At 55.0% G+C, this 26,715-nt stretch carries 25 protein-coding genes and 1 other RNA gene; 19 read left to right on the top strand and 7 right to left on the bottom strand.

The window, feature by feature from the left end; all coding sequences use genetic code 11:
• Positions 1-339: 339 nt before the first annotated feature.
• Both ampG and IM273_RS02815 read right to left on the bottom strand, forming a co-directional pair.
• On the bottom strand, positions 340-1,815 hold the full coding sequence (ampG, locus tag IM273_RS02820) for a muropeptide MFS transporter AmpG (RefSeq protein WP_193050706.1): 1,476 nt from the start codon (positions 1,813-1,815) through the stop codon (positions 340-342).
• A gap of 45 nt (positions 1,816-1,860) precedes the next feature.
• Positions 1,861-2,439: a lipoprotein gene (locus IM273_RS02815; RefSeq protein ID WP_028012160.1), complete on the bottom strand. Its 579-nt coding sequence runs from the start codon at positions 2,437-2,439 to the stop codon at positions 1,861-1,863.
• Positions 2,440-2,745: 306 nt separating this feature from the next.
• On the opposite strand from IM273_RS02815, the gene bolA reads away from it, so the two are divergent.
• From bolA to IM273_RS02770, 9 genes are all read left to right on the top strand, one after another.
• Positions 2,746-3,063, top strand: coding sequence for a transcriptional regulator BolA (gene bolA / locus IM273_RS02810; protein WP_003859051.1), 318 nt, complete (start codon positions 2,746-2,748; stop codon positions 3,061-3,063).
• Between the two features lie 330 nt (positions 3,064-3,393).
• Positions 3,394-4,692 (top strand): trigger factor, encoded by a 1,299-nt coding sequence (tig, locus tag IM273_RS02805; protein ID WP_008503318.1) that lies wholly within the window; start codon positions 3,394-3,396, stop codon positions 4,690-4,692.
• Positions 4,693-4,952: 260 nt separating this feature from the next.
• On the top strand, positions 4,953-5,576 hold the full coding sequence (clpP, locus tag IM273_RS02800; protein ID WP_014069126.1) for an ATP-dependent Clp endopeptidase proteolytic subunit ClpP: 624 nt from the start codon (positions 4,953-4,955) through the stop codon (positions 5,574-5,576).
• A gap of 125 nt (positions 5,577-5,701) precedes the next feature.
• Positions 5,702-6,976: an ATP-dependent protease ATP-binding subunit ClpX gene (clpX, locus tag IM273_RS02795; protein ID WP_028012161.1), complete on the top strand. Its 1,275-nt coding sequence runs from the start codon at positions 5,702-5,704 to the stop codon at positions 6,974-6,976.
• Positions 6,977-7,159: 183 nt separating this feature from the next.
• Positions 7,160-9,514, top strand: a complete 2,355-nt coding sequence (gene lon / locus IM273_RS02790) for an endopeptidase La (protein ID WP_023334706.1) — start codon at positions 7,160-7,162, stop codon at positions 9,512-9,514.
• A 210-nt stretch (positions 9,515-9,724) separates the two neighbouring features.
• Complete coding sequence (hupB, locus tag IM273_RS02785) at positions 9,725-9,997, top strand: nucleoid-associated protein HU-beta (protein ID WP_002444653.1); 273 nt, start codon at positions 9,725-9,727, stop codon at positions 9,995-9,997.
• Positions 9,998-10,209: 212 nt separating this feature from the next.
• Positions 10,210-12,081: a peptidylprolyl isomerase gene (gene ppiD / locus IM273_RS02780; protein ID WP_028012162.1), complete on the top strand. Its 1,872-nt coding sequence runs from the start codon at positions 10,210-10,212 to the stop codon at positions 12,079-12,081.
• Positions 12,082-12,229: 148 nt separating this feature from the next.
• Positions 12,230-12,610 (top strand): helix-hairpin-helix domain-containing protein, encoded by a 381-nt coding sequence (locus IM273_RS02775; RefSeq protein WP_045259901.1) that lies wholly within the window; start codon positions 12,230-12,232, stop codon positions 12,608-12,610.
• A gap of 97 nt (positions 12,611-12,707) precedes the next feature.
• Positions 12,708-13,106 (top strand): YbgC/FadM family acyl-CoA thioesterase, encoded by a 399-nt coding sequence (locus IM273_RS02770; RefSeq protein WP_014830880.1) that lies wholly within the window; start codon positions 12,708-12,710, stop codon positions 13,104-13,106.
• Between the two features lie 61 nt (positions 13,107-13,167).
• Here IM273_RS02770 and queC read toward each other — a convergent pair whose 3' ends face one another.
• Positions 13,168-13,863 (bottom strand): 7-cyano-7-deazaguanine synthase QueC, encoded by a 696-nt coding sequence (queC, locus tag IM273_RS02765; RefSeq protein ID WP_023332238.1) that lies wholly within the window; start codon positions 13,861-13,863, stop codon positions 13,168-13,170.
• Positions 13,864-13,929: 66 nt separating this feature from the next.
• Complete coding sequence (locus IM273_RS02760) at positions 13,930-15,630, bottom strand: SgrR family transcriptional regulator (RefSeq protein WP_193050704.1); 1,701 nt, start codon at positions 15,628-15,630, stop codon at positions 13,930-13,932.
• Between the two features lie 101 nt (positions 15,631-15,731).
• On the opposite strand from IM273_RS02760, the gene cof reads away from it, so the two are divergent.
• Positions 15,732-16,550: an HMP-PP phosphatase gene (cof, locus tag IM273_RS02755; protein WP_028012168.1), complete on the top strand. Its 819-nt coding sequence runs from the start codon at positions 15,732-15,734 to the stop codon at positions 16,548-16,550.
• Between the two features lie 41 nt (positions 16,551-16,591).
• On the opposite strand, the gene IM273_RS02750 is transcribed toward cof, so the two are convergent.
• Positions 16,592-17,638: a PLP-dependent cysteine synthase family protein gene (locus IM273_RS02750; protein ID WP_045259903.1), complete on the bottom strand. Its 1,047-nt coding sequence runs from the start codon at positions 17,636-17,638 to the stop codon at positions 16,592-16,594.
• 115 nt (positions 17,639-17,753) lie between these two features.
• On the opposite strand from IM273_RS02750, the gene IM273_RS02745 reads away from it, so the two are divergent.
• The 5 genes from IM273_RS02745 to amtB all read left to right on the top strand — a co-directional run bounded on the left by IM273_RS02745 (position 17,754) and on the right by amtB (position 23,670).
• A complete protein-coding gene (locus IM273_RS02745; protein ID WP_008503307.1) occupies positions 17,754-18,212 on the top strand; it encodes an Lrp/AsnC family transcriptional regulator in 459 nt (152 codons plus the stop codon).
• A 30-nt stretch (positions 18,213-18,242) separates the two neighbouring features.
• Positions 18,243-20,015 carry a SmdA family multidrug ABC transporter permease/ATP-binding protein gene (locus IM273_RS02740; RefSeq protein ID WP_045259904.1) on the top strand — a complete coding sequence of 591 codons (1,773 nt, stop codon included), beginning with the start codon at positions 18,243-18,245 and terminating at the stop codon, positions 20,013-20,015.
• Positions 20,008-21,789: a SmdB family multidrug efflux ABC transporter permease/ATP-binding protein gene (locus IM273_RS02735; RefSeq protein ID WP_049137520.1), complete on the top strand. Its 1,782-nt coding sequence runs from the start codon at positions 20,008-20,010 to the stop codon at positions 21,787-21,789. The genes IM273_RS02740 and IM273_RS02735 overlap by 8 nt, the downstream gene beginning before the upstream one ends.
• 220 nt (positions 21,790-22,009) lie before the next feature.
• Positions 22,010-22,348 (top strand): P-II family nitrogen regulator, encoded by a 339-nt coding sequence (gene glnK / locus IM273_RS02730; protein ID WP_008503304.1) that lies wholly within the window; start codon positions 22,010-22,012, stop codon positions 22,346-22,348.
• Positions 22,349-22,383: 35 nt separating this feature from the next.
• Positions 22,384-23,670 (top strand): ammonium transporter AmtB, encoded by a 1,287-nt coding sequence (gene amtB, locus IM273_RS02725; protein WP_014882787.1) that lies wholly within the window; start codon positions 22,384-22,386, stop codon positions 23,668-23,670.
• Positions 23,671-23,764: 94 nt separating this feature from the next.
• Here amtB and tesB read toward each other — a convergent pair whose 3' ends face one another.
• Positions 23,765-24,625 (bottom strand): acyl-CoA thioesterase II, encoded by an 861-nt coding sequence (tesB, locus tag IM273_RS02720; RefSeq protein WP_028012172.1) that lies wholly within the window; start codon positions 24,623-24,625, stop codon positions 23,765-23,767.
• Between the two features lie 203 nt (positions 24,626-24,828).
• Between tesB and IM273_RS02715 the strand changes: the two genes are divergently transcribed.
• Entirely contained in the window at positions 24,829-25,356 is a 528-nt protein-coding gene (locus IM273_RS02715; RefSeq protein WP_193050702.1) for a YbaY family lipoprotein, read from the top strand.
• Between the two features lie 33 nt (positions 25,357-25,389).
• Here the strand turns inward: IM273_RS02715 and IM273_RS02710 are convergent, their stop codons facing one another.
• On the bottom strand, positions 25,390-25,701 hold the full coding sequence (locus tag IM273_RS02710; protein ID WP_028012174.1) for an MGMT family protein: 312 nt from the start codon (positions 25,699-25,701) through the stop codon (positions 25,390-25,392).
• A gap of 169 nt (positions 25,702-25,870) precedes the next feature.
• Between IM273_RS02710 and ffs the strand changes: the two genes are divergently transcribed.
• The 3 genes from ffs to IM273_RS02695 all read left to right on the top strand — a co-directional run bounded on the left by ffs (position 25,871) and on the right by IM273_RS02695 (position 26,689).
• Positions 25,871-25,967: signal recognition particle sRNA small type (ffs, locus tag IM273_RS02705), an RNA gene on the top strand.
• Between the two features lie 258 nt (positions 25,968-26,225).
• A complete protein-coding gene (locus IM273_RS02700; RefSeq protein WP_006176926.1) occupies positions 26,226-26,477 on the top strand; it encodes a hypothetical protein in 252 nt (83 codons plus the stop codon).
• Positions 26,474-26,689, top strand: a complete 216-nt coding sequence (locus IM273_RS02695) for a hypothetical protein (protein ID WP_028012176.1) — start codon at positions 26,474-26,476, stop codon at positions 26,687-26,689. The genes IM273_RS02700 and IM273_RS02695 overlap by 4 nt, the downstream gene beginning before the upstream one ends.
• Positions 26,690-26,715 lie beyond the last annotated feature (26 nt).

Here is a 26,715-nt window from a genome sequence, read left to right as displayed (position 1 = left end):
TGCAGATTATGTCGGTTTTTATGACCGAAGCCGCATGATATGGGCTTTATAACGAAAGGACCCCCAAGCATACCCTAAAAGGGGCAATTGGTATAACCATTGTTAAAAATATACAAAAAATTAACAATTAATTATCAATAAAAAGACATCTAAAAAACGAAAAATCAAACTTTCCAATGCTGAATCGTTTAATGAAAAATAGCGTTTTGGAATTGGCTCCAATAATTTCCAAATCCTATCCCGCACAAAACAACAAATATTTTTTTAGCGGCTGTTGGCTATTTCACCGTTATAATTTCGGTTAGTGATTACAACGGGAAATAACCTTTCACTTTTTCTTCAGGTCAACTGCGTTTTACGCAGTGCCATAAAATCGAGCAGACCGCCCGTCAGGATCCCGGCGATGGCCAGCAGGGCTCCTGCATCCAGCAGAAGAGCTTCGAGGGGGAGCGCCAGAGACGTACTGGCGTTAACGATAAGTACCACAAGCCATAGCGCCAGCGCGCCGCAGCCCGCCATTAGCAGACGTAACGCAAATCGGTAGGCGCGGTGATATTCAGTACGTGGCATAAAGTGTTCGGTCCGCTGGGTATATTCCAGCGTCTGGCGACACACCAGCAATAATAAAATCCCCGGCACGGCAGCCGCGACCGAGAAGAGATAAAACGTTGGCCAGCCGTGGGCTTCTACAAACCAGCCGGCAATCGGACCTACGTACACGCGCCCAACGGCCGAGAGCGCCGAGAGCAGCGCAAACTGCGTAGCGGAAAACGATTTATTGCACAGAGTCATCAGCAGGGCGACAAACGCCGCCGTCCCCATGCCGCCACAGAGATTTTCAAAGAACACCGCCGCGGCCATGCTGAACATATGCTTGTCAGTCACCGACAGCAGCCAGTAGCCCGCGTTAGATGCGCCCTGCAGGATGCCGAAGATCAGCAGCGCGCGGAACAGCGTCAGGCGCTGCATCAATACCCCGCCGTAAAGCGCGCCGACGATGGTCGCAAACAGCCCCAGCGTTTTATTCACCACGCCCACTTCACCGGCATCAAAACCGACGCCGCGGATCAGGAAGGTGGTGGTCAGGCTCATGGCAAAGGCATCGCCCAGCTTATAAAGGACGATGAGCAGCAGGATCAGCCAGGCATTGTTGCGGCCAAAAAAGTCACGCAGCGGTTCGGCCACGGCCTGCTCCAGCGAGCGGGGAACCGGAATGACGTCGCTCGGTTCGGGTGCAAATAGCGTAGCGATAATGCAGGGGATGAGCAGGGCAGCCATCAGCCAGTACATACCCTGCCAGCCGAGATAACGGTCGGCCAGCCACAAAGCCAGCCCGCCGGAGACCAGCATCCCGAGGCGATAGCCCAGCACGCTGATCGCCGCACCGGCACCGCGCTCTTCCGCAGGTAACACGTCCGTCTTCCAGGCGTCGAACACGATATCCTGAGAGGCGGAACAGAAGGCTATCACCACCGCAAGCGCGGCCATCCAGCGGAGCTGTGTGGTCGGCTCAAGAAAGCCCATCGCCGCAATCGCCAGCAGCAGCAGGACCTGTGTCATCACTAACCAGCCGCGACGACGCCCCAGAAACGGCGGCGTATAGCGATCCATCACCGGCGACCACAGGAACTTAAAGACATACGCCTGACCGACAAGCGAGAAGAAACCAATGGTTTTGAGATCGATGTTCTCAACCGTCATCCACGCCTGAAGCGTGCCGGAGGTGAGTGCGAGGGGTAAACCGGAGGCAAAGCCGAGGATCAGCAGAATCGCTGATTTCGGTTGCTGGAAAATGCGTAAGTAGTGACTGGACATGTTCTTATAAACTGACCCGGTGAAGCACCGGGTCAGTGAGCAGGATTAACGTGCGTTCTGCTTGATAAAGTCGTGAATGCTGGTGTCCTGCGCCATATCGGCGATGGTGTCCGTCAGCACGCTGTTAACGGCGTTAGCAATATTCTTGTTAGAGGCCTGGAACGCGCCTTCAACAGAGTAGCTGGCGCGGTAGTTTTTGGTCATCTTGTTGCCGTTCTTCGCGGTGGCAATGATGGCGATATCCGCTTTGGTCGCAATGTTGTAGCGCACGTTGCCCTGAGAGACGTCTGCGTACAGGTTGTTGACGATAATCTGCAGATCAACCGCGCCGCTTGGGCCAATCATGTAGCCGCGAGCGGTCATTTGCTTCTCAAGCACTTCCTGCAGCAGGAAGCGCAGGTCGCGGGACGCGGTCAGCGTCACCTGCTGGTTGTCGCGGGTCACTTTTGCCAGCGCCTGGTCCTGACGCTGATCGGCACCGTTAATGCTCACGGTGACGCCCATCAGGCTTGGGTCCTGCTGAGGCAGGGTGATTTTTGGTGAGACATCAATAGTGGTAGGCGGAGTCGCACAGCCTGCCAGCATAAAAAGGGCTACCAACGGAAAGAAGAGTTTTTTAAACATTTTCAGGTTCTCAACGAATCGTAAGCATTAAAGAGAGAAAAATTGCCGCCATCATATCATCGACTACGGCCAGGGGAAGTGGTCAACGCATGTAAATTCATCGTCTTGTCTGAAAACTGACCAGCTCATCCTTTTTCTCCTCCCGCCAGAGACGACAGGTATGAGTCTCACAGTGAACTTCATGCATTTGAATGAGAAAATCAGACGAAAGCTAAATATTTGTTGTCAAGGTGTAATGGAAACGGTAAAAGCGGCTAACATTTAAAGGGATGGGTGACATCTTAGCGTTGTCGGAGGAGTAATTTCATGATGATACGTGAACAGATAGAAGAAAAATTAAGGGCAGCGTTCAACCCTGTGTTCCTCGAAGTCGTCGACGAAAGCTATCGTCATAACGTGCCGGCAGGTTCTGAAAGCCACTTTAAAGTGGTTCTGGTTAGCGATCGCTTCACGGGAGAACGTTTCCTGAACCGACATCGCCTGATCTACAGCACCTTGACGGAAGAACTCTCCACGACCGTGCATGCGCTGGCACTGCATACCTACACCATTAAGGAATGGGAAGGCTTGCAGGATACGGTTTTTGCGTCGCCGCCGTGTCGCGGTGCAGGCACCATCGCCTGATAAATCGGATTTGCAACGGCTGGAGCTTTTCCAGTATGTTGCTTACAGATTTCCTCAAAACGGCCTCCGGGCCGTTTTGTTTTGTCTGAGTTTTGAGCGGATGGTGCGATTTTAAGGCTAAAAATAGCCTTAAAGTGTGAAAAAAGCCGCAGCAACATGCTCCAACCGTTCTCGACTCACCTAAGTGATGCCGCTATAATGCCGCGTCTTATTGAATGTCTTCGGGATGATTCTGGCGACAGGGAATGTGAATCTGCACTAAGAGAGCATCCCGGTATAACAGACAGATTCAGAGTTGACCGAGCACTGTGATTTTTTTGAGGTAACAAGATGCAAGTTTCAGTTGAAACCACTCAAGGCCTTGGCCGCCGTGTAACGATTACTATCGCTGCTGACAGCATCGAAACTGCTGTGAAAAGCGAGCTGGTCAACGTAGCAAAAAAAGTACGTATTGACGGCTTCCGTAAGGGCAAAGTACCAATGAATGTTGTTGCTCAGCGTTATGGCGCTTCCGTGCGTCAGGATGTGCTGGGTGAACTGATGAGCCGCAACTTTATCGACGCGATCATCAAAGAAAAAATCAATCCAGCCGGCGCGCCAAACTACGTGCCAGGTGAATACAAACTGGGCGAAGACTTCACCTACTCCGTAGAGTTCGAAGTGTACCCGGAAGTTGAGCTGAAAGGCCTGGAATCTATCGAAGTTGAAAAACCGATCGTTTCCGTGACTGACGAAGACGTTGACGGCATGCTGGACACCCTGCGTAAGCAGCAGGCGAACTGGAAAGAGAAAGAAGGCGCTGTTGACGCGGAAGACCGCGTAACCATCGACTTCACCGGTTCTGTAGACGGCGAAGAGTTCGAAGGCGGCAAAGCGTCTGATTTCGTACTGGCAATGGGCCAGGGTCGTATGATCCCAGGCTTCGAAGACGGCATCAAAGGCCACAAAGCGGGCGAAGAGTTCACCATCGACGTGACCTTCCCTGAAGAGTACCACGCTGAAAACCTGAAAGGTAAAGCAGCGAAGTTCGTCATCAACCTGAAGAAAGTTGAAGAGCGCGAACTGCCAGAACTGACTGAAGAGTTCATCAAGCGTTTCGGCGTGGAAGATGGTTCTGTTGCTGGCCTGCGTACCGAAGTGCGTAAGAACATGGAGCGCGAGCTGAACGGTGCTGTGCGTAACCGCGTGAAATCTCAGGCGATTGAAGGTCTGGTAAAAGCGAACGAAATCGACGTTCCTGCTGCCCTGATCGACAGCGAAATCGACGTGCTGCGCCGTCAGGCTGCACAGCGCTTCGGTGGCAACCAGCAGCAAGCGATGGAACTGCCGCGTGAGCTGTTCGAAGAGCAAGCGAAACGCCGCGTTGTTGTTGGCCTGCTGCTGGGCGAAGTGATTCGTACCCACGAGCTGAAAGCTGACGAAGAGCGTGTGAAGGGCCTGATCGAAGAGATGGCGTCTGCATACGAAGATCCATCAGAAGTGATCGAGTTCTACGGTAAGAACAAAGAGCTGATGGACAACATGCGCAACGTCGCACTGGAAGAGCAGGCTGTTGAAGCGGTACTGGCGAAAGCGAAAGTGACCGAAAAAGCGACCTCTTTCAACGAACTGATGAACCAGCAGGCGTAATTTCGCTCTAACGGTTTAAAGTTTGAACAAAAAACCCGTTGCCTTCCGGCGACGGGTTTTTTTTATCGCTGCAGGGGTTCTGGAAGGGTGCTAAAACGCCCTTTCAGTGTTAGCGTTACAACAAAAGGTTGTTATGCTTGAAATAGGGCGTGGCGAACCCCATAAGTATGTAATCACGATGATTGAGACTGGCTGATAATCCGTCCATAAGGTTACAATCAGTACAGCAGGTGTTTTCAATTTTGAACCAGGAGACGGAAATGTCATACAGTGGCGAACGAGATAACTTTGCACCCCATATGGCGCTGGTGCCAATGGTTATTGAACAGACCTCACGCGGTGAGCGTTCTTTCGATATCTATTCCCGTCTGCTCAAGGAACGCGTTATCTTTCTGACCGGCCAGGTAGAAGACCATATGGCTAACCTGATCGTGGCGCAGATGCTGTTCCTGGAAGCGGAAAACCCGGAAAAAGACATTTACCTGTACATCAACTCGCCTGGCGGTGTGATTACGGCGGGCATGTCCATTTATGACACCATGCAGTTCATCAAGCCAGATGTCAGCACTATCTGTATGGGGCAGGCTGCATCCATGGGGGCCTTCCTGTTAACCGCAGGGGCGAAAGGTAAGCGTTTCTGCCTGCCTAACTCCCGCGTGATGATTCACCAGCCGCTGGGGGGTTACCAGGGGCAGGCGACGGATATCGAAATCCACGCCCGCGAAATTCTGAAAGTAAAAGCGCGCATGAATGAACTTATGGCGCAGCATACAGGTCAATCTCTTGAGCAGATCGAGCGCGATACCGAGCGCGATCGCTTCCTCTCTGCTCCAGAGGCAGTTGAGTACGGCTTAGTCGACTCCGTATTGACCCATCGTAATTGATGCCCGCGACGCGAGTGTGCCGCTATACTAAGGTAGGGCGGCACGCTGCTTAAAGCACACGCGTCTTAGAATGGCATTTGCGTCGTCATGTGCGGCACAAAGAACTTAAAAAGAGGTTTGGACTCATGACAGATAAACGCAAAGATGGTTCGGGCAAACTGCTGTACTGCTCTTTTTGCGGCAAAAGCCAGCATGAAGTGCGTAAACTGATTGCCGGGCCGTCCGTGTATATCTGCGACGAATGCGTCGATTTATGTAACGACATCATTCGCGAAGAGATTAAAGAAGTTGCGCCGCACCGTGAGCGTAGCGCATTGCCAACGCCGCATGAGATTCGTCATCACCTTGACGACTATGTCATCGGTCAGGAGCAGGCCAAGAAAGTGCTGGCGGTGGCGGTATACAACCACTACAAACGTCTGCGTAACGGCGACACCAGCAATGGCGTAGAACTGGGCAAAAGTAACATTCTGCTGATCGGGCCAACCGGCTCCGGTAAAACGCTGCTGGCGGAAACCCTGGCGCGCCTGCTGGATGTTCCGTTTACCATGGCGGATGCCACCACCCTGACCGAAGCCGGTTATGTGGGTGAAGACGTTGAGAACATCATTCAGAAGCTGCTGCAGAAGTGCGATTACGACGTTCAGAAAGCACAGCGCGGGATTGTTTATATTGATGAGATCGACAAGATCTCCCGTAAATCAGACAACCCGTCCATCACCCGTGACGTGTCGGGTGAAGGCGTGCAGCAGGCCCTGCTGAAGCTGATCGAAGGTACGGTTGCGGCCGTTCCGCCGCAGGGTGGACGCAAACATCCGCAGCAGGAGTTCCTGCAGGTCGATACCTCCAAGATCCTGTTCATTTGCGGCGGCGCGTTTGCTGGTCTGGATAAAGTCATTTCCCACCGTGTTGAAACCGGCTCCGGCATCGGTTTTGGCGCAACGGTGAAGGCGAAGTCCGAGAAAGCCAACGAAGGTGAACTGCTTTCGCAGGTTGAGCCGGAAGATCTGATCAAATTTGGTCTGATCCCTGAATTCATTGGCCGTCTGCCGGTTGTGGCAACGCTGAATGAGCTGAGCGAAGACGCGCTGATTCAGATCCTGAAAGAGCCGAAAAATGCGCTGACCAAGCAGTATCAGGCGCTGTTCAATCTGGAAGGCGTTGAGCTGGAATTCCGTGACGAAGCGCTGGATGCGATTGCCAAGAAAGCGATGGCCCGTAAAACCGGTGCGCGTGGTTTGCGCTCTATCGTTGAAGCGGCATTGCTCGACACCATGTACGATCTGCCGTCGATGGAAGACGTTGAAAAAGTGGTTATCGACGAGTCCGTGATCGGCGGGCAATCCAAGCCGCTGCTGATTTACGGTAAACCGGAAGCCCAGCAGGCATCTGGCGAATAATTCACCAAATCATACAAGCAGTTAATCAAAAAGGGGGGATTTTATCTCCCCTTTACTTTTTCCGTATTCATAGCGTTGAATGTGTGGGAAACATCCCCATATACTGGATACATGTTAATGGTTATGTGAAGTACTGTGACATGACCAGCTTACCTGGCGGACACTAAACTAAGAGAGAGCTCTATGAATCCTGAGCGTTCTGAACGCATTGAAATCCCCGTATTGCCGTTGCGCGATGTGGTGGTTTATCCGCACATGGTCATACCCTTATTTGTAGGGCGGGAAAAATCTATCCGTTGCCTCGAAGCCGCCATGGATCATGATAAAAAAATCATGCTGGTGGCCCAGAAAGAAGCATCAACGGATGAGCCGGGTGTAAACGATCTTTTCACCGTCGGGACCGTGGCCTCTATTTTACAAATGCTGAAGCTGCCGGACGGCACCGTGAAGGTGCTGGTCGAAGGCTTACAGCGTGCGCGTATTACCACGCTGTCAGACGATGGCGAACACTTCTCTGCCAAGGCAGAGTACCTTGATTCGCCTGAACTTGATGAGCGCGAGCAGGAAGTGCTGGTACGTACCGCGATTAGCCAGTTCGAAGGCTATATCAAGCTGAACAAGAAAATCCCACCAGAAGTGCTGACGTCGCTGAACAGCATCGACGATCCTGCGCGTCTGGCGGACACCATCGCTGCACACATGCCGCTGAAGCTGGCTGACAAACAGTCCGTGCTGGAGATGTCCGACGTTAACGAACGTCTGGAATACCTGATGGCGATGATGGAGTCTGAAATCGATCTGCTGCAGGTTGAGAAGCGCATTCGTAACCGCGTGAAAAAACAGATGGAAAAATCTCAGCGTGAGTACTATCTGAATGAGCAAATGAAGGCCATTCAGAAAGAGCTGGGCGAGATGGACGACGCGCCGGACGAAAACGAAGCGCTGAAGCGTAAAATCGACGCGGCGAAGATGCCGAAAGAGGCGAAAGAGAAAGCCGAAGCAGAACTGCAGAAGCTGAAAATGATGTCTCCGATGTCGGCTGAAGCAACCGTCGTGCGCGGCTACATTGAGTGGATGGTGCAGGTTCCGTGGAACGCTCGCAGCAAGGTCAAGAAAGACCTGCGTCAGGCCCAGGAGATCCTCGATACTGACCACTACGGCCTGGAACGCGTGAAAGACCGCATCCTTGAGTACCTCGCGGTACAAAGCCGAGTAAACAAAATTAAAGGCCCAATTCTGTGCCTGGTAGGACCGCCGGGGGTGGGTAAAACCTCTCTGGGACAGTCCATCGCCAAAGCGACCGGACGTAAGTACATCCGTATGGCGCTGGGCGGCGTGCGTGATGAAGCGGAAATCCGTGGTCACCGCCGTACCTACATCGGTTCTATGCCGGGTAAACTGATCCAGAAAATGGCGAAAGTGGGCGTTAAAAACCCGCTGTTCCTGCTTGATGAGATCGACAAAATGTCGTCGGACATGCGCGGCGATCCGGCATCTGCACTGCTGGAAGTGCTTGATCCAGAACAGAACGTGGCGTTCAGCGATCACTATCTGGAAGTGGACTATGACCTGAGCGATGTAATGTTCGTGGCAACGTCCAACTCCATGAACATACCGGCACCGCTGCTGGACCGTATGGAAGTGATCCGCCTCTCCGGTTATACCGAAGACGAAAAGCTGAACATCGCTAAACAGCACCTGCTGCCGAAGCAGATTGAGCGTAACGCGCTGAAAGCCAACGAGCTGACCGTCGAGGACAGCGCGATTATCGGCATCATTCGCTACTACACCCGTGAAGCGGGCGTGCGTAGCCTTGAGCGCGAAATATCTAAGCTGTGCCGTAAGGCGGTAAAACAGCTGCTGCTGGATAAGAGCCTGAAGCACATCGTGATTAACGGCGACAATCTGCATGCCTACCTGGGCGTTCAGCGCTTCGACTATGGCCGCGCGGATAATGAAAACCGCGTGGGTCAGGTGACCGGTCTGGCATGGACGGAAGTGGGCGGCGATCTGCTGACCATCGAAACCGCCTGTGTGCCGGGCAAAGGCAAGCTGACCTACACCGGCTCGCTGGGTGAAGTGATGCAGGAGTCCATCCAGGCAGCGCTGACCGTGGTGCGCGCGCGCGCGGAAAAACTGGGTATCAACCCGGATTTCTACGAAAAACGCGACATTCACGTTCACGTTCCTGAAGGGGCGACGCCGAAAGATGGCCCAAGCGCGGGTATTGCCATGTGCACCGCTCTGGTTTCCTGTCTGACGGGCAACCCGGTACGTGCCGATGTGGCAATGACTGGTGAAATTACGCTGCGCGGTCAGGTCCTGCCAATCGGCGGGTTAAAAGAAAAACTGCTGGCGGCACACCGCGGTGGGATCAAAACCGTATTGATCCCTTACGAAAATAAACGCGATCTGGAAGAGATTCCGGACAACGTGATTGCCGATCTGCAGATCCATCCTGTTAAGCGAATTGAGGAAGTTCTCAGTCTTGCACTGCAGAATGAACCCTCCGGAATGCAGGTTGTAACCGCAAAATAGTGACCTCGCGCAAAGAGCGTCAATAAAAACAAGGCTGGTAAGTCATTTCGCACTTGCCAGCCTTTTTTTGTATAGCTAATTTAGATTGCTGATTAGGTCAGCCATCAACAACGGGTGTTGTAAGGTCATGGCAGGCCTGATATAACTGCTGCGCGGTCGCGTTGTGAAGGACTCAGGCGCGATATAAATTATAAAGAGAGGAAGAGAACAGTGAATAAATCTCAACTGATTGACAAAATTGCTGCTGGTGCTGATATTTCTAAAGCTGCAGCTGGACGTGCGTTAGATGCATTAATTGCTTCTGTTACTGAATCTCTGCAGGCTGGGGACGACGTTGCACTGGTAGGCTTCGGTACTTTTGCTGTTAAAGAGCGTGCTGCCCGTACTGGCCGCAACCCTCAGACCGGTAAAGAGATCACCATTGCTGCTGCTAAAGTGCCGGGTTTCCGTGCAGGTAAAGCGCTGAAAGACGCAGTAAACTGATTGCTTTCCCGTTTCAGGGAAGCCGGATAGTACAAGGGCGCATCGTTTGATGTGCCTTTTTTGTTTGTCCAGACCTGATTTGTGCGAGTTTATGCGAGTTGTGGGCTGACAATCGCCCCGTTTTCTTGTCACAATACGCCTTCACGCGCGACGGGCAGGATTTTCCGTCAGCGTCAGGTAACCAGTCACCTACAGCGGAGTGTTGTTACACCATGATGGACAGCTTACGCACGGCTGCTAACAGTCTCGTGCTCAAGATTATTTTCGGTATCATTATCGTGTCGTTCATATTGACCGGCGTGAGCAGTTACCTTATTGGCGGTGGCGCGAACTATGCCGCAAAAGTGAATGGCCAGGAAATCAGCCGTGGTCAGTTCGAGAATGCTTTTGCCGGTGAGCGTAACCGTATGCAGCAACAGCTGGGCGACCAATTCTCTGAACTGGCGGCGAATGAAGGGTACATGAAAACCCTGCGCCAACAGACACTGAACCGTCTTATCGACGAAGCGCTGCTGGATCAGTATGCCAAAAAGCTGGGCCTTGGCATCAGCGACGAGCAGGTCAAAAAAGCGATCTTCGCCACTCAGGCATTCCAGTCTAACGGTAAATTCGACAACGCGCGTTACAACAGTATCGTTAACCAGATGGGCATGACGGCGGATCAGTACGCGCAGGCGCTGCGTAACCAGCTGACAACCCAGCAGCTCATTAACGCTGTCGTGGGTACCGATTTCATGCTTAAAGGTGAAACCGATGAACTGGCCGCGCTGGTGGCCCAGCAGCGCGTGGTCCGTGAAGCGACCATTGATGTGAACGCCCTGGCGGCGAAACAGCAGGTGAGCGACGCAGACGTTAATGCTTACTACGAGCAGAATAAAAACGCCTTTGTTTCTCCGGAGCAGTTCCGCGTCAGCTACATCAAGCTGGATGCAGCTGCGCTGCAGGAAAGCGCGTCTGATGCCGAGATCCAGTCTTACTACGACCAGCATCAGGATCAATTCACTCAGCCGCAGCGTAACCGCTACAGCGTGATTCAGACCAAAACTGAAGCAGATGCTAAGGCGGTACTGGATGAGCTGAACAAAGGCGCTGATTTCGCCACCCTTGCGAAAGCGAAATCCACCGACATTATCTCTGCGAAAAACGGCGGTGATATGGGCTGGCTGGAAGACGCAACCACGCCCGACGAGCTGAAAAATGCCGGCCTGAAAGAGAAAGGCCAGCTGTCTGGTGTGATTAAATCATCCGTTGGTTTCCTGGTCGTGCGTCTGGACGACATCACCCCGGCGAAAACCAAGCCGCTGGCTGAAGTTCGTGATGATATTGCCGCGAAAGTGAAACAGGAAAAAGCCCTGGATGCCTACTACGCGCTGCAGCAGAAGGTGAGCGATGCTGCCAGCAACGACAACGAATCTCTGGCAGGTGCAGAGCAGGCGGCGGGTGTGAAAGCAGTTGAGACCGGCTGGTTTGGTCGCGACAACCTGCCGGAAGAGCTGAACTTCAAACCGGTTTCTGATGCCATCTTTAACGGTGGTCTGGTGGGCGAGAACGGCACGCCGGGCAGCAACTCTGACATCATTACCGTTGACGGCGATCGCGCCTTTGTTCTGCGCGTCAGCGAGCACAAGCCAGAAGCGGTCAAACCGCTGGCGGAAGTGAAGGATCAGGTCGTCGCTCAGGTTAAGCACAACAAAGCAGAACAGCAGGCTAAACTGGACGCTGAGAAGATTCTGGCCGATCTGAAAGCGGGTAAACAGGACGCGCTGAAAGCGGCAGGTCTGAGCTTCGGTGAGGCGAAAACGCTGAGCCGTACCGGTCAGGACCCAATCAGTCAGGCCGCGTTTAGCCTGACGCTGCCGGCAAAAGACAAGCCAAGCTTCGGTACCACCACCGATATGCAGGGTAACGTTGTTCTGCTGGCGCTGGACGACGTGAAAGCCGGCACTCTGCCAGAAGCGCAGAAGAAGGCGATGGTTCAGGGCATTACTCAGAACAATGCTCAGATTGCTTTCGAAGCCATGATGAGCAACCTGCGTAAAGACGCCAAAATCAAGCTGGGCGATGTCATGACTCAGCAGCAGTAATTACGTGTCTGCTCGCAGATTTTCGTAACGCTCTGCAAAAACTAAAGGCCGCTTTCGCGGCCTTTTCCATTTCTGCAATCTGCTGTTTGTGCCTGTTTTCACAGGCGGCTATCGTTGCGTGGCTGTCAACAAACAAGGAGATAACAGCATGAAATGTGGAATCAAAGCACTGTTAATTACGCTGGCTATTGCCACCACCGGGATGAGCGCGGGCGCGCAGGCGGCGGCGACCGCCGCCAAACCACAGGCTACGCAGAGCAAGTCTGACGCGGCCGCGCCGGTACAAGGGCAGACCAAAGCGGCTGACGCCGGTAAAAATGCGGATGATGACGGTACGCGGGTCAGCATTAACTCGGCCTCGGCAGAGGATCTCGCCCGCGCAATGAATGGCGTGGGCCTGAAAAAAGCGCAGGCTATCGTCAGCTATCGTGAAGAGTACGGCCCATTCAAAACGGTCGACGATCTCAAACAGGTTCCGGGCATGGGCAGCGCGCTGGTTGAGCGCAACCTCTCACACCTGACACTGTAATAACGCAATTTCTTGCACTGCGGCAAAAGTTTGCCAGGATAAAGAGGTCATACCAGTTATGACCTCTGATCCTAAAACAATGAAAGGCTATTGCGCTATGCAGACAAAAATCAAAGTACGCGGTTTCCATCTTGATGTTTATCAGCACGTCAATAACGCTCGCTATCTCGAGTTTCTTGAAGAAGCGCGCTGGGACGGGCTGGAAAACAGCGAAAGCTTTCAGTGGCTGACCGCGCACAACATCGCGTTCGTCGTCGTCAATATCAACATCAACTATCGCCGTCCGGCCGTGCTGGGCGATGTGCTCACCGTGACCAGTCAGGTACAACAGCTAAACGGCAAGAGCGGCGTGTTAAGCCAGGTGGTGACGCTCGATCCAGAAGGGCAGGTGGTGGCTGATGCACTGATCACCTTTGTCTGTATCGATCTGAAAACTCAGAAAGCGCTGCCGCTGGAAGGGGAATTGCGGGAAAAGCTGGAGTTGATGATCGTATAAGACATATTAAGGCGCACTCGTGCTGTCGACACCTGTTTTGCGACAGCACGGTCAAAAAACGCTATTTAAGCCCGGTCTTTTGCTTCATTGCCGCCATCACGCCGACTTTATCAGCCAGGTAATGGTTAAGCCCGTTAGCGCGCAGATTACAGGCGGCGCACTGGCCGCAACCGTCGCCTTTGATGCCGTTATAGCAGGTGAGGGTTTCGCTGCGAACCAAATCCAGCTTGCCCCAGTAGTCGGCCAGCGCCCAGGTTTCGGCTTTATCCAGCCACATGAGCGGGGTTTCAAAGCGCGTCTCTTTCGCCATCCCCAGATTGACGGCGTGGTTGAGCGCTTTGACAAACTCATCGCGGCAGTCCGGGTATCCTGAGAAGTCGGTCTCACATACGCCCGTAATTACCGCTTCGGCTTTTACCTGATAGGCATAAATCGCCGTCAGGGTCAGGAACAGAATATTACGCCCCGGCACAAACGTGTTCGGAATGCCGCTGGCATCGGGTTCGTAGTCCGGTACAGGAATACTGTCCCGGGTGAGGCTGCTGACGGCCAGTTCATTTAACAGCGTAACGTCCAGCACCTTGTGCGCGCGTGCCCCCAGTTTAAGGGCCAGTTCACGGGCAACGTCGATTTCAGCGCGGTGACGCTGGCCATAATCGAAAGTCACACAGTGAACTTCATCATACTGATGAAGGGCCTGAACCAGGCAGGTTGTAGAATCTTGTCCTCCGCTGAACACGACGACGGCACGTTTCATAAATCATCTCGACTGTTACGGTAAAACCGTTATGTTACCGTCTGGCTACGGCGGCGACCAGCTTCTTCACGATTTGGGGGCGGGTAGCCAGGCTTCGGTAAAATCAAACCAGCCGCGGGTGTTGAGGCGTATGCCGTTGACTCCCGGCGGGGCGCTGATTTGATATTGATAGTTAAAAAGCGGCGTCAGCACCGCATTCTCCATCAGGCGGTTGAAAATGGCTTGCAGACCGGCGTGTCGGTCCCGAGCTTCGGCCTGAGACTGCACCGCATCCAGCGTGGCTTGCAGATGGGCGTAGGCCGGTGCGCTTAACACGTGCGGCCACAGGGCATCGCAGCGCAGCCACTGCTCAAGCGTATACGCTGGCGCTTCGCCTATCAGCCTGTCCCCCATCATGATGTCTGCATCGGCAAGCTGCTGGCATCCGTCCCACGTCTTGGCGTCGTGGAAGATGACGGTCAGGTCACAACCCTGTCGCGCCAGGTACGCCTTTAACTGGCTGGCCATGGTGTGAAGCTCAACGGGAAGATGGTAAACCAGCGTCAGCGCCTCAGGCAGGGCAACTTCCGTTAAGTCAGGCCATTCGGGGATTGTCCAGCCTGGAAGCAGTTCCCCGGTGGGCGTAATGAGTCCTTCGTTGAGCGGAAGCGTGTGCAGAAGCCTGGAGAGATGGATGATATTGATAAGCCGCTTCGCCTGGATCTCACTCAGACGCGCGCTCTGTTTCAGCGTGAGGTAACAGAAGCCCAGGCTGGTGCTGCTGCTGACCAGCCTCAGGGTTTCAAGCTCATCGGCCTCGCCAATCGCGATTTGCACCGGGTGACGACAGCTGGTGCCCAGCCTGTAATCAAACAGCTGGGGGGTGATCCAGTATTCGATGGCTTTGAGCAGCGGATGGCTCAGGTGGTATTGCTCATGGCTTTCCAGACGAACCAGGTCGGGCTCAAAGGCGGCCAGCCGGAAGGGGCCGCAGCCAAGTTCAGGATAGTCGGGATGCGCCAGACGGCTGCAGTAGGTTGCCAGCCTGTGCGCCAGCCAATAGTCCGGTTGATGCAGCATAAATGTCAGACACTGTGGATGCGTTGTTTCGATACGTAAAACGCTCCTGAACAGAGTGCGCAGGGCGGGAAGCGTCAACAGTGCCGTCAGGCTTCGCTGGAGCTGCGCCGTTTCTATTTTATCGCCGTTATGCCAGTGCAGGGTGGAGCGAATGTAGAAATGCCAGCGCAGCCCGTCAGCAGAGACCTCCCAGTGATGCGCGAGATCGCCCGTGGGTTCACTGCTGTTACCGTTAAAACGCGTCAAGCCTGAAAATACCTGTCCTGCCAGATGCTGCTCCGCCCGGCCAGGCAAAAAGCCCGGCTGAAGCGGCTCCAGCGAGCGATAGTAGGGGATGCGCAGCGTCGGCGTGTCGTTTTGCCACTGCCCGCCTAAAAACGGATGCAGCAACGATCTCAGCGCTTCAGGAGCAAGCTGGGCCAGCTCCAGCGCGTTATGCTGCTGCCCGCTCTTCAGCGCCTCTTCCATCATCGCATTGCGCAGTGACTCCGGGCTGGCATGGAACGTCAGCTCACCGCGCTTGCCGCGACCAGACCGCGCGTGCCAGCTGAGCCAGCCCGCCTCCTGAGCCTGACGCAGCAGGGTGCGGACATGGCGCTCGCTACAAAAACAGCGGCTGGCAAGCTCACTTATGGTGACCTGCTGTGGAGCGCCAGCGGAAGGTTGCCACAGGCGTTGATACTGGTTAAGACGGTTCAGCTGGCGCATAAGAAACCCGGAACAATAATTTTCATCTATTCACTATTACTTCCGTATATCTCACACGATACTGATGCACAAGTTAATCGCATCACATTTCAGGAGTAATCATGGCCCGCCTCGCTGCATTTGATATGGACGGTACGTTGTTAATGCCGGATCACCGTCTGGGGGAGAAAACGCTGAGTACCCTGAAGCGGCTGCGCGAGCGTGATGTCACCCTGACGTTTGCCACTGGCCGCCACGTGCTGGAGATGCGTCATCTGCTGGGCACGTTTTCCCTGGATGCGTTTTTAATCACGGGTAACGGAACGCGCATTCACACCGTTGAAGGAGAGGTGCTGCACCGCCAGGATCTCAACCCGGAAGTGGCGGATATTGTTCTGCACAGCACGTGGGACACGCAGGCCAGTATCCACGTATTCAACGATCAAGGCTGGTTTACCGGAAGCGAAATCCCCGAATTGTTGCACGCGCATGTTTATAGCGGCTTCAAATACCAGCTTATCGATCTGCGCCGGATCCCCGCCCACGCGGTGACCAAGATTTGCTTCTGTGGCGATCACGACGATCTTTGCCGCTTACGCATTCAGTTAAATGAGGCGCTGGGCGACCGGGCGCACCTGACCTTCTCGGCGGTGGATTGTCTTGAAGTCCTGCCGGTGGGCTGTAACAAAGGTTCAGCCCTGGCGGTGCTCAGCGACCACCTGGGCTTAACGCTGCAGGAGTGTATGGCGTTTGGCGACGCCATGAATGACCGCGAAATGCTGGGCAGCGTGGGGCGCGGCCTGATTATGGGGAATGCGATGCCGCAGCTGATCGCAGAGCTTCCTCATCTGCCGGTTATCGGACACTGCGGCAACGAAGCGGTGTCCCATTTTTTGACGCATTGGCTGGACAACAACAACCTCCCATATTCCCCCGAATAGTGAGACCCTTCCAGCAAGCCAGACTTCGGTCTGGCTTTTTTTTATTTCAGCAGCTGCGCAATCTGCGCTTTCCACGGGGTGATGTCGCCGATGTTGGCCTGTACCCACTCCGCATTGTAGTAGGTCTCAAGGTAGCGCTCGCCGCTGTCGCACAGCAGCGTGACGATGGAGCCGGTACGGCCTTCCTCGCGCATGCGTGCCGCAAGCTGCAGTGCGCCCCACATGTTGGTGCCCGTTGATGCGCCCACCTTGCGGCCGAGCTGCGTCTCCAGCCAGTGCGCGGTGGCGACGCTGGCGGCGTCCGGCACGCGGAGCATTTCGTCGACAACGTCAGGAATGAACGACGGTTCCACGCGCGGGCGGCCAATTCCTTCAATTTTACTGCCCACCGGGCTGCGCAGGCCGGCATCGCGGCTTTCCCAGTAGTCGAGGAACACGGAGTTCTGGGGGTCAACCACCATCAGTTGGGTATCGTAGCCCTGACAGCGAATGTAGCGTCCGATAGTGGCTGACGTGCCGCCCGTACCGGCGCTCATCACAATGTACGACGGAACCGGATGCGGTTCGTGGGTCATCTGGCGGAAAATACTGTCGGCAATGTTGTTATTGCCGCGCCAGTCCGTTGCGCGCTCGGCAAAGGTGAACTGGTCCATATAGTGGCCGTTTAGCTCGCGGGCGAGCATTTCAGAGGCGGCATAGATTTCGCAGGCGCTTTCCACAAAATGGCAGCGTCCGCCGTAAAATTCGATCTGCTCGATTTTGCGTTTTGCGGTGCAGGAGGGCATCACGGCGATAAACGGCAGGCCCAGCAGACGAGCGAAATAGGCTTCAGACACCGCCGTTGAACCGGATGAGGATTCAATAATGGTCGTGCCTTCTTTGATCCAGCCGTTGCACAAACCGTATAAAAACAGAGAGCGCGCCAGGCGATGCTTCAGGCTACCGGTAGGATGGGTGCTTTCATCCTTCAGGTACAGCTGAATACCGTCAAATCCCGGCAGGGGGAGGCGAATCAGGTGGGTATCCGCCGAGCGCTGGTAGTCGGCATTGATTTCGCTGATGGCATGTTTAACCCAGGTGCTATTCATCGTAGTTATCCGTTTGTCATTTTGTGCCCAGCATAGCGAAAAGCACAGAAAAAATTGTTGCTATCTGGCCTTTAAAATAGAATGAAGGGAGAAAAATTTTCTCTATGAGGTGGGTATGCTAGATAAAATTGACCGCAAGCTCCTTTCATTGCTGCAAAGTGACTGTACCCTCTCTTTGCAGGCGCTGGCAGATGCCGTTAATCTGACCACCACACCGTGCTGGAAGCGCCTAAAAAAGCTGGAAGATGACGGCATTCTTCTGGGGCGCGTCGCATTACTCGATCCCGAAAAACTGGGGCTTGGGCTGACGGCATTTGTGCTGATAAAAACCCAACACCACAGCAGCGAGTGGTATTGCCGCTTCGTCACTCAGGTGTCTGAGATGCCCGAGGTGCTCGGCTTCTGGCGTATGGCCGGCGAGTACGATTACCTGATGCGCGTCCAGGTGGCTGACATGAAGCGCTATGATGATTTCTACAAGCGGCTGGTGAACAGCGTCCCGGGCTTGTCGGACGTCACCTCAAGCTTCGCCATGGAACAGATTAAGTACACCACAGCCTTACCTATTGAATAACTTCGTAAAATACCTTCAGGAACAAACCGCGTGCGATTATTTGCCCAATTAAGCTGGTACTTTCGTCGGGAGTGGCAACGCTACCTCGGTGCAGTCGCCCTGCTTATTATCATTGCCATTTTGCAGCTGATCCCGCCGAAGGTGGTGGGCTACGTCGTGGATGGCGTCACTGAACAGCATTACACCACCGCACGGGTGTTGATGTGGGTCGGCACGCTGGTGCTGACGGCGGTCATTGTTTATCTCCTGCGCTACGTCTGGCGCGTGCTGCTGTTTGGTGCGTCCTATCAGCTGGCCGTTGAGCTGCGTGAAGATTTTTACCGCCAGCTGAGCCGACAGCATCCCGAATTTTATCTGCGTCATCGCACCGGGGATCTCATTGCCCGCGCGACGAACGACGTCGATCGCGTGGTCTTTGCCGCCGGGGAAGGGGTGTTAACGCTGGTGGACTCGCTGGTGATGGGCTGTGCGGTGCTGATCGTCATGTCCACGCAGATCAGCTGGCAATTAACCCTGCTCGCCCTACTGCCGATGCCGATCATGGCGCTGGCGATCAATCGCTACGGCGAACAGCTGCACGAGCGCTTCAAGCTGGCGCAGGCGGCGTTTTCTTCTTTGAACGATCGCACCCAGGAGAGCATGACCAGCATCCGCATGATCAAAGCGTTTGGCCTGGAAGATCGGCAGTCCGCGCTGTTTGCGGCCGATGCGGCAGACACGGGGGCGAAAAACATGCGCGTCGCGCGTATTGATGCGCGATTTGATCCAACGATTTATGTCGCAATCGGCATGGCAAACCTGCTGGCGATTGGCGGCGGGAGCTGGATGGTGGTGCAGGGCACATTGACCCTGGGGCAATTGACCAGCTTTGCGATGTATCTGGGGCTGATGATCTGGCCGATGCTGGCGCTGGCCTGGATGTTTAACATCGTAGAGCGCGGCAGCGCCGCCTACAGCCGCATCCGCGCCATGCTGGCCGAAGCGCCGGTGGTCAATGACGGCAGCGAAGCGGTGCCGGAAGGGCGCGGCGTTATGAACGTCGACGTTCGCAAATTTGTCTATCCGCAAACGGAACATCCGGTGCTGGAGAACGTTAGCTTTACGCTGCGGCCGGGCCAGATGCTGGGCATCTGCGGCCCGACGGGGTCCGGAAAAAGTACCGTGCTCTCTCTGCTTCAGCGCCACTTTGACGTCACCGAGGGCGATATCCGTTTCCATGATATCCCCCTGGCGAACCTGCTGCTGGACGAGTGGCGTGGCCGTCTGGCGGTCGTCAGCCAGACGCCGTTTTTATTTTCGGACACCGTGGCGAATAACATTGCGCTTGGTCACCCGTCGGCGACGCAGGAAGAGATCGAACACGTGGCGCGCTTAGCCAGCGTACATGACGATATTTTGCGTCTGCCGCAGGGCTACGAAACGGAAGTCGGGGAACGTGGCGTCATGCTGTCCGGCGGGCAGAAACAGCGAATCTCGATTGCCCGCGCGCTGCTGCTGAATGCTGAAATCCTCATTCTGGATGATGCGCTCTCCGCCGTGGATGGTCGTACCGAGCATCAGATTCTGCATAACCTGCGCCAGTGGGGCGACGGACGCACGGTGATTATCAGCGCCCACCGTTTGTCAGCGCTCACTGAGGCCAGCGAAATTCTGGTCTTACAGCACGGACACATTGCCCAGCGCGGGCAGCATGAAACGCTTGCCGAGCAGCCGGGCTGGTATCGCGATATGTACCGCTATCAACAGCTTGAGGCGGCGCTGGACGATGCGCCGGAACAGGATCAGGAGGCCACCAATGCGTAAGCTCGGAACGATGTGGCCGACGCTCAAACGTCTGCTGGCCTACGGCTCGCCGTGGCGCAAACCGCTCTCCGTGGCCGTGCTTTTACTCTGGATAGCGGCGATTGCTGAGGTGAGCGGGCCGCTGCTCATCAGCTACTTCATCGACAATATGGTCGCCAAAAGCTACCTGCCGCTGGGGCTGGTGGCGGGCTTAGGCGTGGCCTACGTTGGGTTGCAGCTGGCGGCGGCAGGGCTGCACTATGCGCAGTCGCTGCTGTTTAACCGTGCCGCCGTGGGCGTGGTTCAGCAGCTGCGCACGGATGTAATGGACGCGGCGCTTCGCCAGCCGCTCAGCGAGTTTGATATCCAGCCGGTCGGGCAGGTGATTTCGCGCGTGACCAACGATACCGAAGTGATCCGCGACCTGTACGTCACCGTGGTCGCGACGGTGTTACGCAGCGCGGCGCTGATCGGCGCGATGCTGGTGGCGATGTTCAGCCTCGACTGGCGCATGGCGCTGGTGGCGATTACCATCTTCCCGGCGGTGCTGATCGTGATGATCATCTACCAGCGCTACAGCACGCCAATCGTGCGTCGGGTGCGCGCCTATCTGGCCGACATTAACGATGGCTTCAACGAAGTGATTAACGGCATGAGCGTCATCCAGCAGTTCCGCCAGCAGGCGCGCTTTGGCGAGCGGATGGGCGAAGCCAGCCGATCGCACTACATGGCGCGTATGCAGACGCTGCGCCTCGACGGCTTCCTGCTGCGTCCGCTGCTCAGCCTTTTCTCTGCGCTGGTGCTTTGCGGTTTACTGATGCTCTTTGGCCTGAGCTCAAGCGGTACGATTGAAGTGGGCGTGCTGTACGCCTTTATTAGCTATCTGGGTCGCCTTAACGAGCCGCTGATCGAGCTCACGACCCAGCAATCGATGCTGCAGCAGGCGGTCGTCGCCGGCGAGCGCGTGTTTGAGCTGATGGACAGGCCGCGCCAGGCCTACGGTCGTGACGAGCGACCTCTGCAAAGCGGCGCCATTGCCTTTGATAACGTCTCGTTTGCCTATCGCGAAGACCGGCTGGTGTTGCAGGACATTACGCTGGATGTTCCGTCGCGCGGTTTCGTGGCGCTGGTGGGACATACGGGCAGCGGCAAGAGCACGCTCGCCAGCCTGTTGATGGGCTACTACCCGGTCACGCAAGGCGAAATCCGCCTCGACGGACGCCCGCTCGCGTCTCTCAGCCACAACGTGTTGCGTAAAGGCGTCGCGATGGTGCAGCAGGATCCGGTCGTCCTGGCCGATACCTTCTACGCCAACGTGACCCTGGGGCGAGACTACTCTCAGGAGCAGGTATGGGAGGTGCTGGAAAAAGTGCAGCTGGCAGACCTGGCGCGCGGGTTTAGCGACGGGATTAATACCCGGCTGGGCGAGCAGGGGAACAACCTCTCCGTTGGGCAAAAGCAGCTCCTCGCGCTGGCGCGGGTGCTGATTGAAACCCCGCAGGTGCTGATTCTGGATGAAGCGACGGCCAGCATTGACTCCGGCACCGAGCAGGCTATCCAGCAGGCGCTGGCCGCGGTACGCGACCATACGACGCTGGTGGTGATTGCCCATCGCCTTTCCACCATTGTCGATGCCGATACCATTCTGGTGCTGCATCGCGGACAAGCCGTGGAGCGCGGGACGCACCGTGAACTGCTGGAAGCCAAAGGGCGCTACTGGCAGATGTATCAGCTTCAGCTGGCGGGCGAAGAGCTCGCGGCCAGCGTGCGCGAGGAAGAGTCGCTCAGCGCCTGATGCACCAAAACAAAGCAACGCGCTAACAGTCATTCCTGTTGGTGCAATACTGAAACGCACCGTGCACCGACATGGTGCGTTTTTTTTCGCCGGTTCGTTAATGAAGCCGGCGTAACGCTCGTTGCACCGCTTTTCTCTCTCGTTTTCATTTCTGGCACACCCCTTGCAATACGTTCTGCGTGAGCTGCGGCCATTACCGAATTCTGACTGGAGGGGATCTATGAAGCTGGTTACGGTGGTAATCAAACCATTCAAACTGGAAGACGTGCGTGAAGCATTGTCCTCAATGGGTATTCAGGGACTGACTGTCACCGAAGTGAAAGGCTTTGGTCGTCAGAAGGGTCATGCCGAGCTTTATCGCGGGGCGGAATACAGCGTTAACTTTCTGCCAAAAGTAAAAATTGATGTCGCGATTGCTGACGATCAGCTTGATGAAGTGATTGATGTGATTAGCAAAGCGGCCTACACCGGCAAAATTGGCGACGGCAAAATTTTCGTTGCCGAACTGCAGCGCGTCATTCGCATTCGTACCGGCGAATCTGACGAAGCGGCACTGTAAATAACGCCTGGCACACAGTGATAGGGATCGAGAAAATGAAGATAGCAACACTTAAAACGGGTCTGGGTTCGCTGGCACTGCTGCCGGGCCTGGCGCTGGCTGCTCCTGCCGTGGCAGACAAAGCCGATAACGCCTTTATGATGATCAGCACCGCGCTGGTGCTGTTCATGTCTATCCCGGGCATTGCGCTGTTCTACGGCGGCCTGATCCGCGGCAAAAACGTTCTCTCCATGCTGACGCAGGTTGCCGTGACGTTCGCGCTGGTCTGCGTGCTGTGGGTGGTTTACGGTTACTCGCTGGCCTTCGGTACCGGCAACGCCTTCTTTGGTAACTTCGACTGGGTAATGCTGAAAAATATTGAGCTGACCGCGCTGATGGGCAGCTTCTACCAGTACATCCACGTCGCGTTCCAGGGCTCGTTCGCCTGCATTACCGTCGGGCTGATCGTGGGGGCGCTGGCGGAGCGCATCCGTTTCTCTGCCGTTCTGATCTTCGTGGTGGTCTGGCTGACCCTCTCCTATGTGCCGATTGCGCACATGGTCTGGGGCGGTGGTCTGCTGGCAACGCACGGCGCGCTGGACTTTGCGGGCGGTACCGTTGTACATATCAACGCCGCGGTAGCGGGCCTGGTGGGCGCATACCTGATTGGCAAACGCGTGGGCTTCGGTAAAGAGGCGTTCAAACCGCATAACCTGCCGATGGTGTTTACCGGTACGGCTATCCTCTACTTTGGCTGGTTCGGCTTCAACGCCGGCTCCGCAAGTGCCGCGAACGAAATCGCCGCGCTGGCCTTCGTAAACACCGTTGTGGCGACGGCGGGTGCAATTCTCTCCTGGGTATTCGGCGAGTGGGCGGTACGCGGTAAACCTTCCCTGCTGGGTGCCTGTTCGGGGGCGATTGCCGGTCTGGTCGGTATCACCCCGGCGTGTGGCTATGTGGGTGTCGGTGGTGCGCTGCTGGTGGGACTGGTCGCGGGCCTGGCAGGTCTGTGGGGCGTCACCGCACTGAAACGCGTGCTGCGCGTGGATGACCCTTGCGATGTGTTCGGCGTCCACGGCGTGTGCGGCATCGTCGGCTGTATCATGACCGGCATCTTCGCCGCGAAATCACTGGGTGGCGTGGGCTACGCAGAAGGTGTCACCATGGTTCATCAGGTGCTGGTGCAGCTGGAAAGTATCGCTATCACCGTGGTGTGGTCTGCCGTTGTCGCCTTCATCGGCTATAAGCTGGCGGATATGACCGTTGGGCTGCGCGTACCGGAAGAGCAGGAGCGCGAAGGTCTGGACGTCAACAGCCACGGCGAGAATGCGTATAACGCCTAATAAAAAGCAAAACGGCAACTTCGGTTGCCGTTTTTAATGTTTATTCCCTCTCCCATGGGAGAGGGTCAGGGTGAGGGCATCAGGCCGCACACCATCATCCGCGATTACGCATTACCCCTTCCTGCACCGTAGAAGCGACCAGCACGCCGTCCTGAGTATAAAACTCTCCACGCACAAACCCGCGAGCGCTCGACGCTGACGTACTCTCCACGCTGTAAAGCAGCCACTCATTCATATTGAACGGACGGTGGAACCACATGGAGTGATCGATGGTTGCGACCTGCATCCCTTTTTCAAGGAAACCAACGCCGTGCGGCTGTAGCGCAACCGGCAGAAAGTTAAAGTCTGACGCGTAGCCCAGCAGATACTGATGCACGCGGAAATCTTCCGGCACGGTGCCATTGGCGCGGATCCAGACCTGACGCTTCGGCTCGGCGGTGTGGCCTTTCATGGGGTTGTGGAACTCAACCGGGCGGATCTCCAGCGGTTTATCGCAGAGAAACTTCTCTTTGACCTGCGGCGGAAGCAGATGTGCCAGCGCGCGGGCGATATCAGTCTCTGATTTGAGTTCGTCCGGCGACGGTGCTGGCGGCATCACTTTCTGATGTTCATACCCCGGTTCCGGCGCCTGGAAAGAGGCGGTCATATAAAAGATAGGCTTACCGTTCTGAACGGCCGCCACGCGGCGTGCGCTGAAGCTGTTGCCGTCTCTCAAAACTTCAACGTCATACACAATCGGTTTTGCGCTGTCGCCAGGGCGTAAGAAATAGCTGTGGAATGAGTGCACCAGGCGGTCTGCAGGGACGGTCTCCTTTGCAGCGTAGAGCGCTTGTCCAACGACCTGGCCGCCGAAAACCTGACGTAAGCCGAGGTCTTCGCTCTGCCCGCGATAGAGTCCTTCCTCAATTTTTTCCAGATTCAGTAATGTCAGCAGATTGTTCAGTGCCTGACTCATAATTATCCTCAATAAACGCCGTAGCGAAAGATAGGCAGAGTATAACGCAGAAATGAAAGTGGTCCGATGGGTAGAATAATCTGAATGTCGGCACGTTTTTAGGCATTAATCGGTGATCTGTGCCACACTTAAAAACGTTATGTGATTGAAACGACATCGGATGGGATCGATCCCGCTGGTGCATTGATGATAAGGAGACTTCAATGAAACTCGTGCCCATGCTAAGTGGTGTAGCTATTGCGGTGGCGTTGTCCGCCTGTGCCGGTAAGAGCGCCCAGGTGCCGGTACCAGCTGCAAATCCGAACGGGATTAATACCCTTTCACAGCAATCCATTCAGCAGCCTAACGTTTCCGGTACAATCTGGATTAAACAGAGAGTCGCTCTGCCGCCGGATGCGGTATTAACGGTCACGCTGTCTGATGCTTCCCTGGCGGACGCGCCGTCGAAGGTGCTGGCTCAGCGCGCGGTCCGTACTGAAGGTAAGCAGGCTCCGTTTAGCTTCGTGTTGCCGTATAACCCGTCAGACGTGCAGCCGAATGCCCGTATTCTGCTGAGCGCAGCGGTAACCATCAACGGCAAGCTGGTCTTTATCACCGATACGGTCCAGGAAGCCATTAACCACGGTGGAACCAAAATCGACCTGAATCTGGTGCCGGTGCAGCAAACCGAAGTCCCGGTTGCTCCACAGACCAATCAGCCGTCCCTGCCAACCCCACCGACCCAGATGTAACTGTTGCTCTTACCCTCTCCTTCGGGGGAGGGTTTAGTACACCCAGCGGTATTTCTGCAAATCTATCTGTCCTGCGCCCGACACCTGCACACCCTCTGAAAGCAACGCCTGACGCTGACGCTGGAGATCCGGCCCGGTCAGCGAGATAGCGCCATGACGGTTCACCACCCGATGCCAGGGCAACGTACTGCCTTCCGGCAGCCGTTTCAGAACGCCGCCGACCTGTCGCGCCGCGCGTGGAGAGCCTGCCAGCTTTGCCACATCACCATAGGTGGTGACATAGCCTTCCGGAATCGAGGCCACGATTTGCCATACGCGCTGGGGAAAGGAGTCGTTTTCGTCCATACCTTCACCTGTGGGGATGTTTGGATCGTCATGGTAAACGAAGATCGTCCTGATTGCTGCGCCTGTTTGCGCAAGAAACCAGCATCCGGTTCCTGGTCGCTTGCAATTGGCTCTTCGCACAGGGATAATGCGCCAGCGCGTTGGTTATCAACGCTCTCAATGGGGGCTCTGTTGGTTCTCCCGCAACGCTACTCTGTTCACCAGGTCAGGTCCGGAAGGAAGCAGCCAGGGCAGACGACGTGGGTGCCGGGATGTAGCTGGCAGGGCCCCCACCCATTTGTGGCCTCATCCATCTTTCCCGTTTCCATCTCTTTTTAGCCTTTATTCCACAATAATATAATGCCTATTCCGTGTAATATATATTTCATCGCCCTGAAATATTACTGTCATAAACCTGTAATAATAGACTGGCATTTTATAATTGGACGTCTATTTTCGTCAAAATTCAAAAAAATATAGATCTGGATAACAGTGATAACTTCGTGTATTAAATAAAGTACTTATTCCGAAGGGAAGTGACAAACATGGCTACTGCAGTTTTAAATGTTAAAATTGACGAAGCGCTAAAAGAAAGACTCCGCCATTATGCGGAAGTAAATAACGAAAATTTAAGCGTGACCACAGAGAAACTGCTGCTGCTGGCGTTTGAAGCAGTAGAAGAGGCGGGAGTATCGGAAGAGGATATTGATAATCAGCATACGGAAGAAGAGAGTGTTTCTCCTTTTACTCCTAAAGAAATCAAGGCTCTACGTAAACTTCTGAAGAAGAGAAAATGAAACAACAACTGTCAACTGCCAGTGACTACAACGAGGCCTGCGCTCTGTTGCGTTCAGGCTACGTGAAGCATGTACGTCTTGGCTGGAATGTTGGAAGCGATGAGTTCTTTCGTATTGCGTCTGACTGGTGTGATACCGGTGCAAAAATAAAGAAAGACGGTGATAATTTCGTTATTTCCCTGAAAGGTTTCCCCATTCCTCCTCAGCACTAAATCCTGACCAGTGAAAACTGCTGACT

Source organism: Enterobacter cloacae complex sp. P13B, from assembly GCF_014895915.1.
Lineage (GTDB): Bacteria > Pseudomonadota > Gammaproteobacteria > Enterobacterales > Enterobacteriaceae > Enterobacter > Enterobacter bugandensis.
The sequence above is the reverse complement of the archived record's forward strand: the minus strand, read 5'-3'. Positions and strand labels throughout refer to the sequence as shown.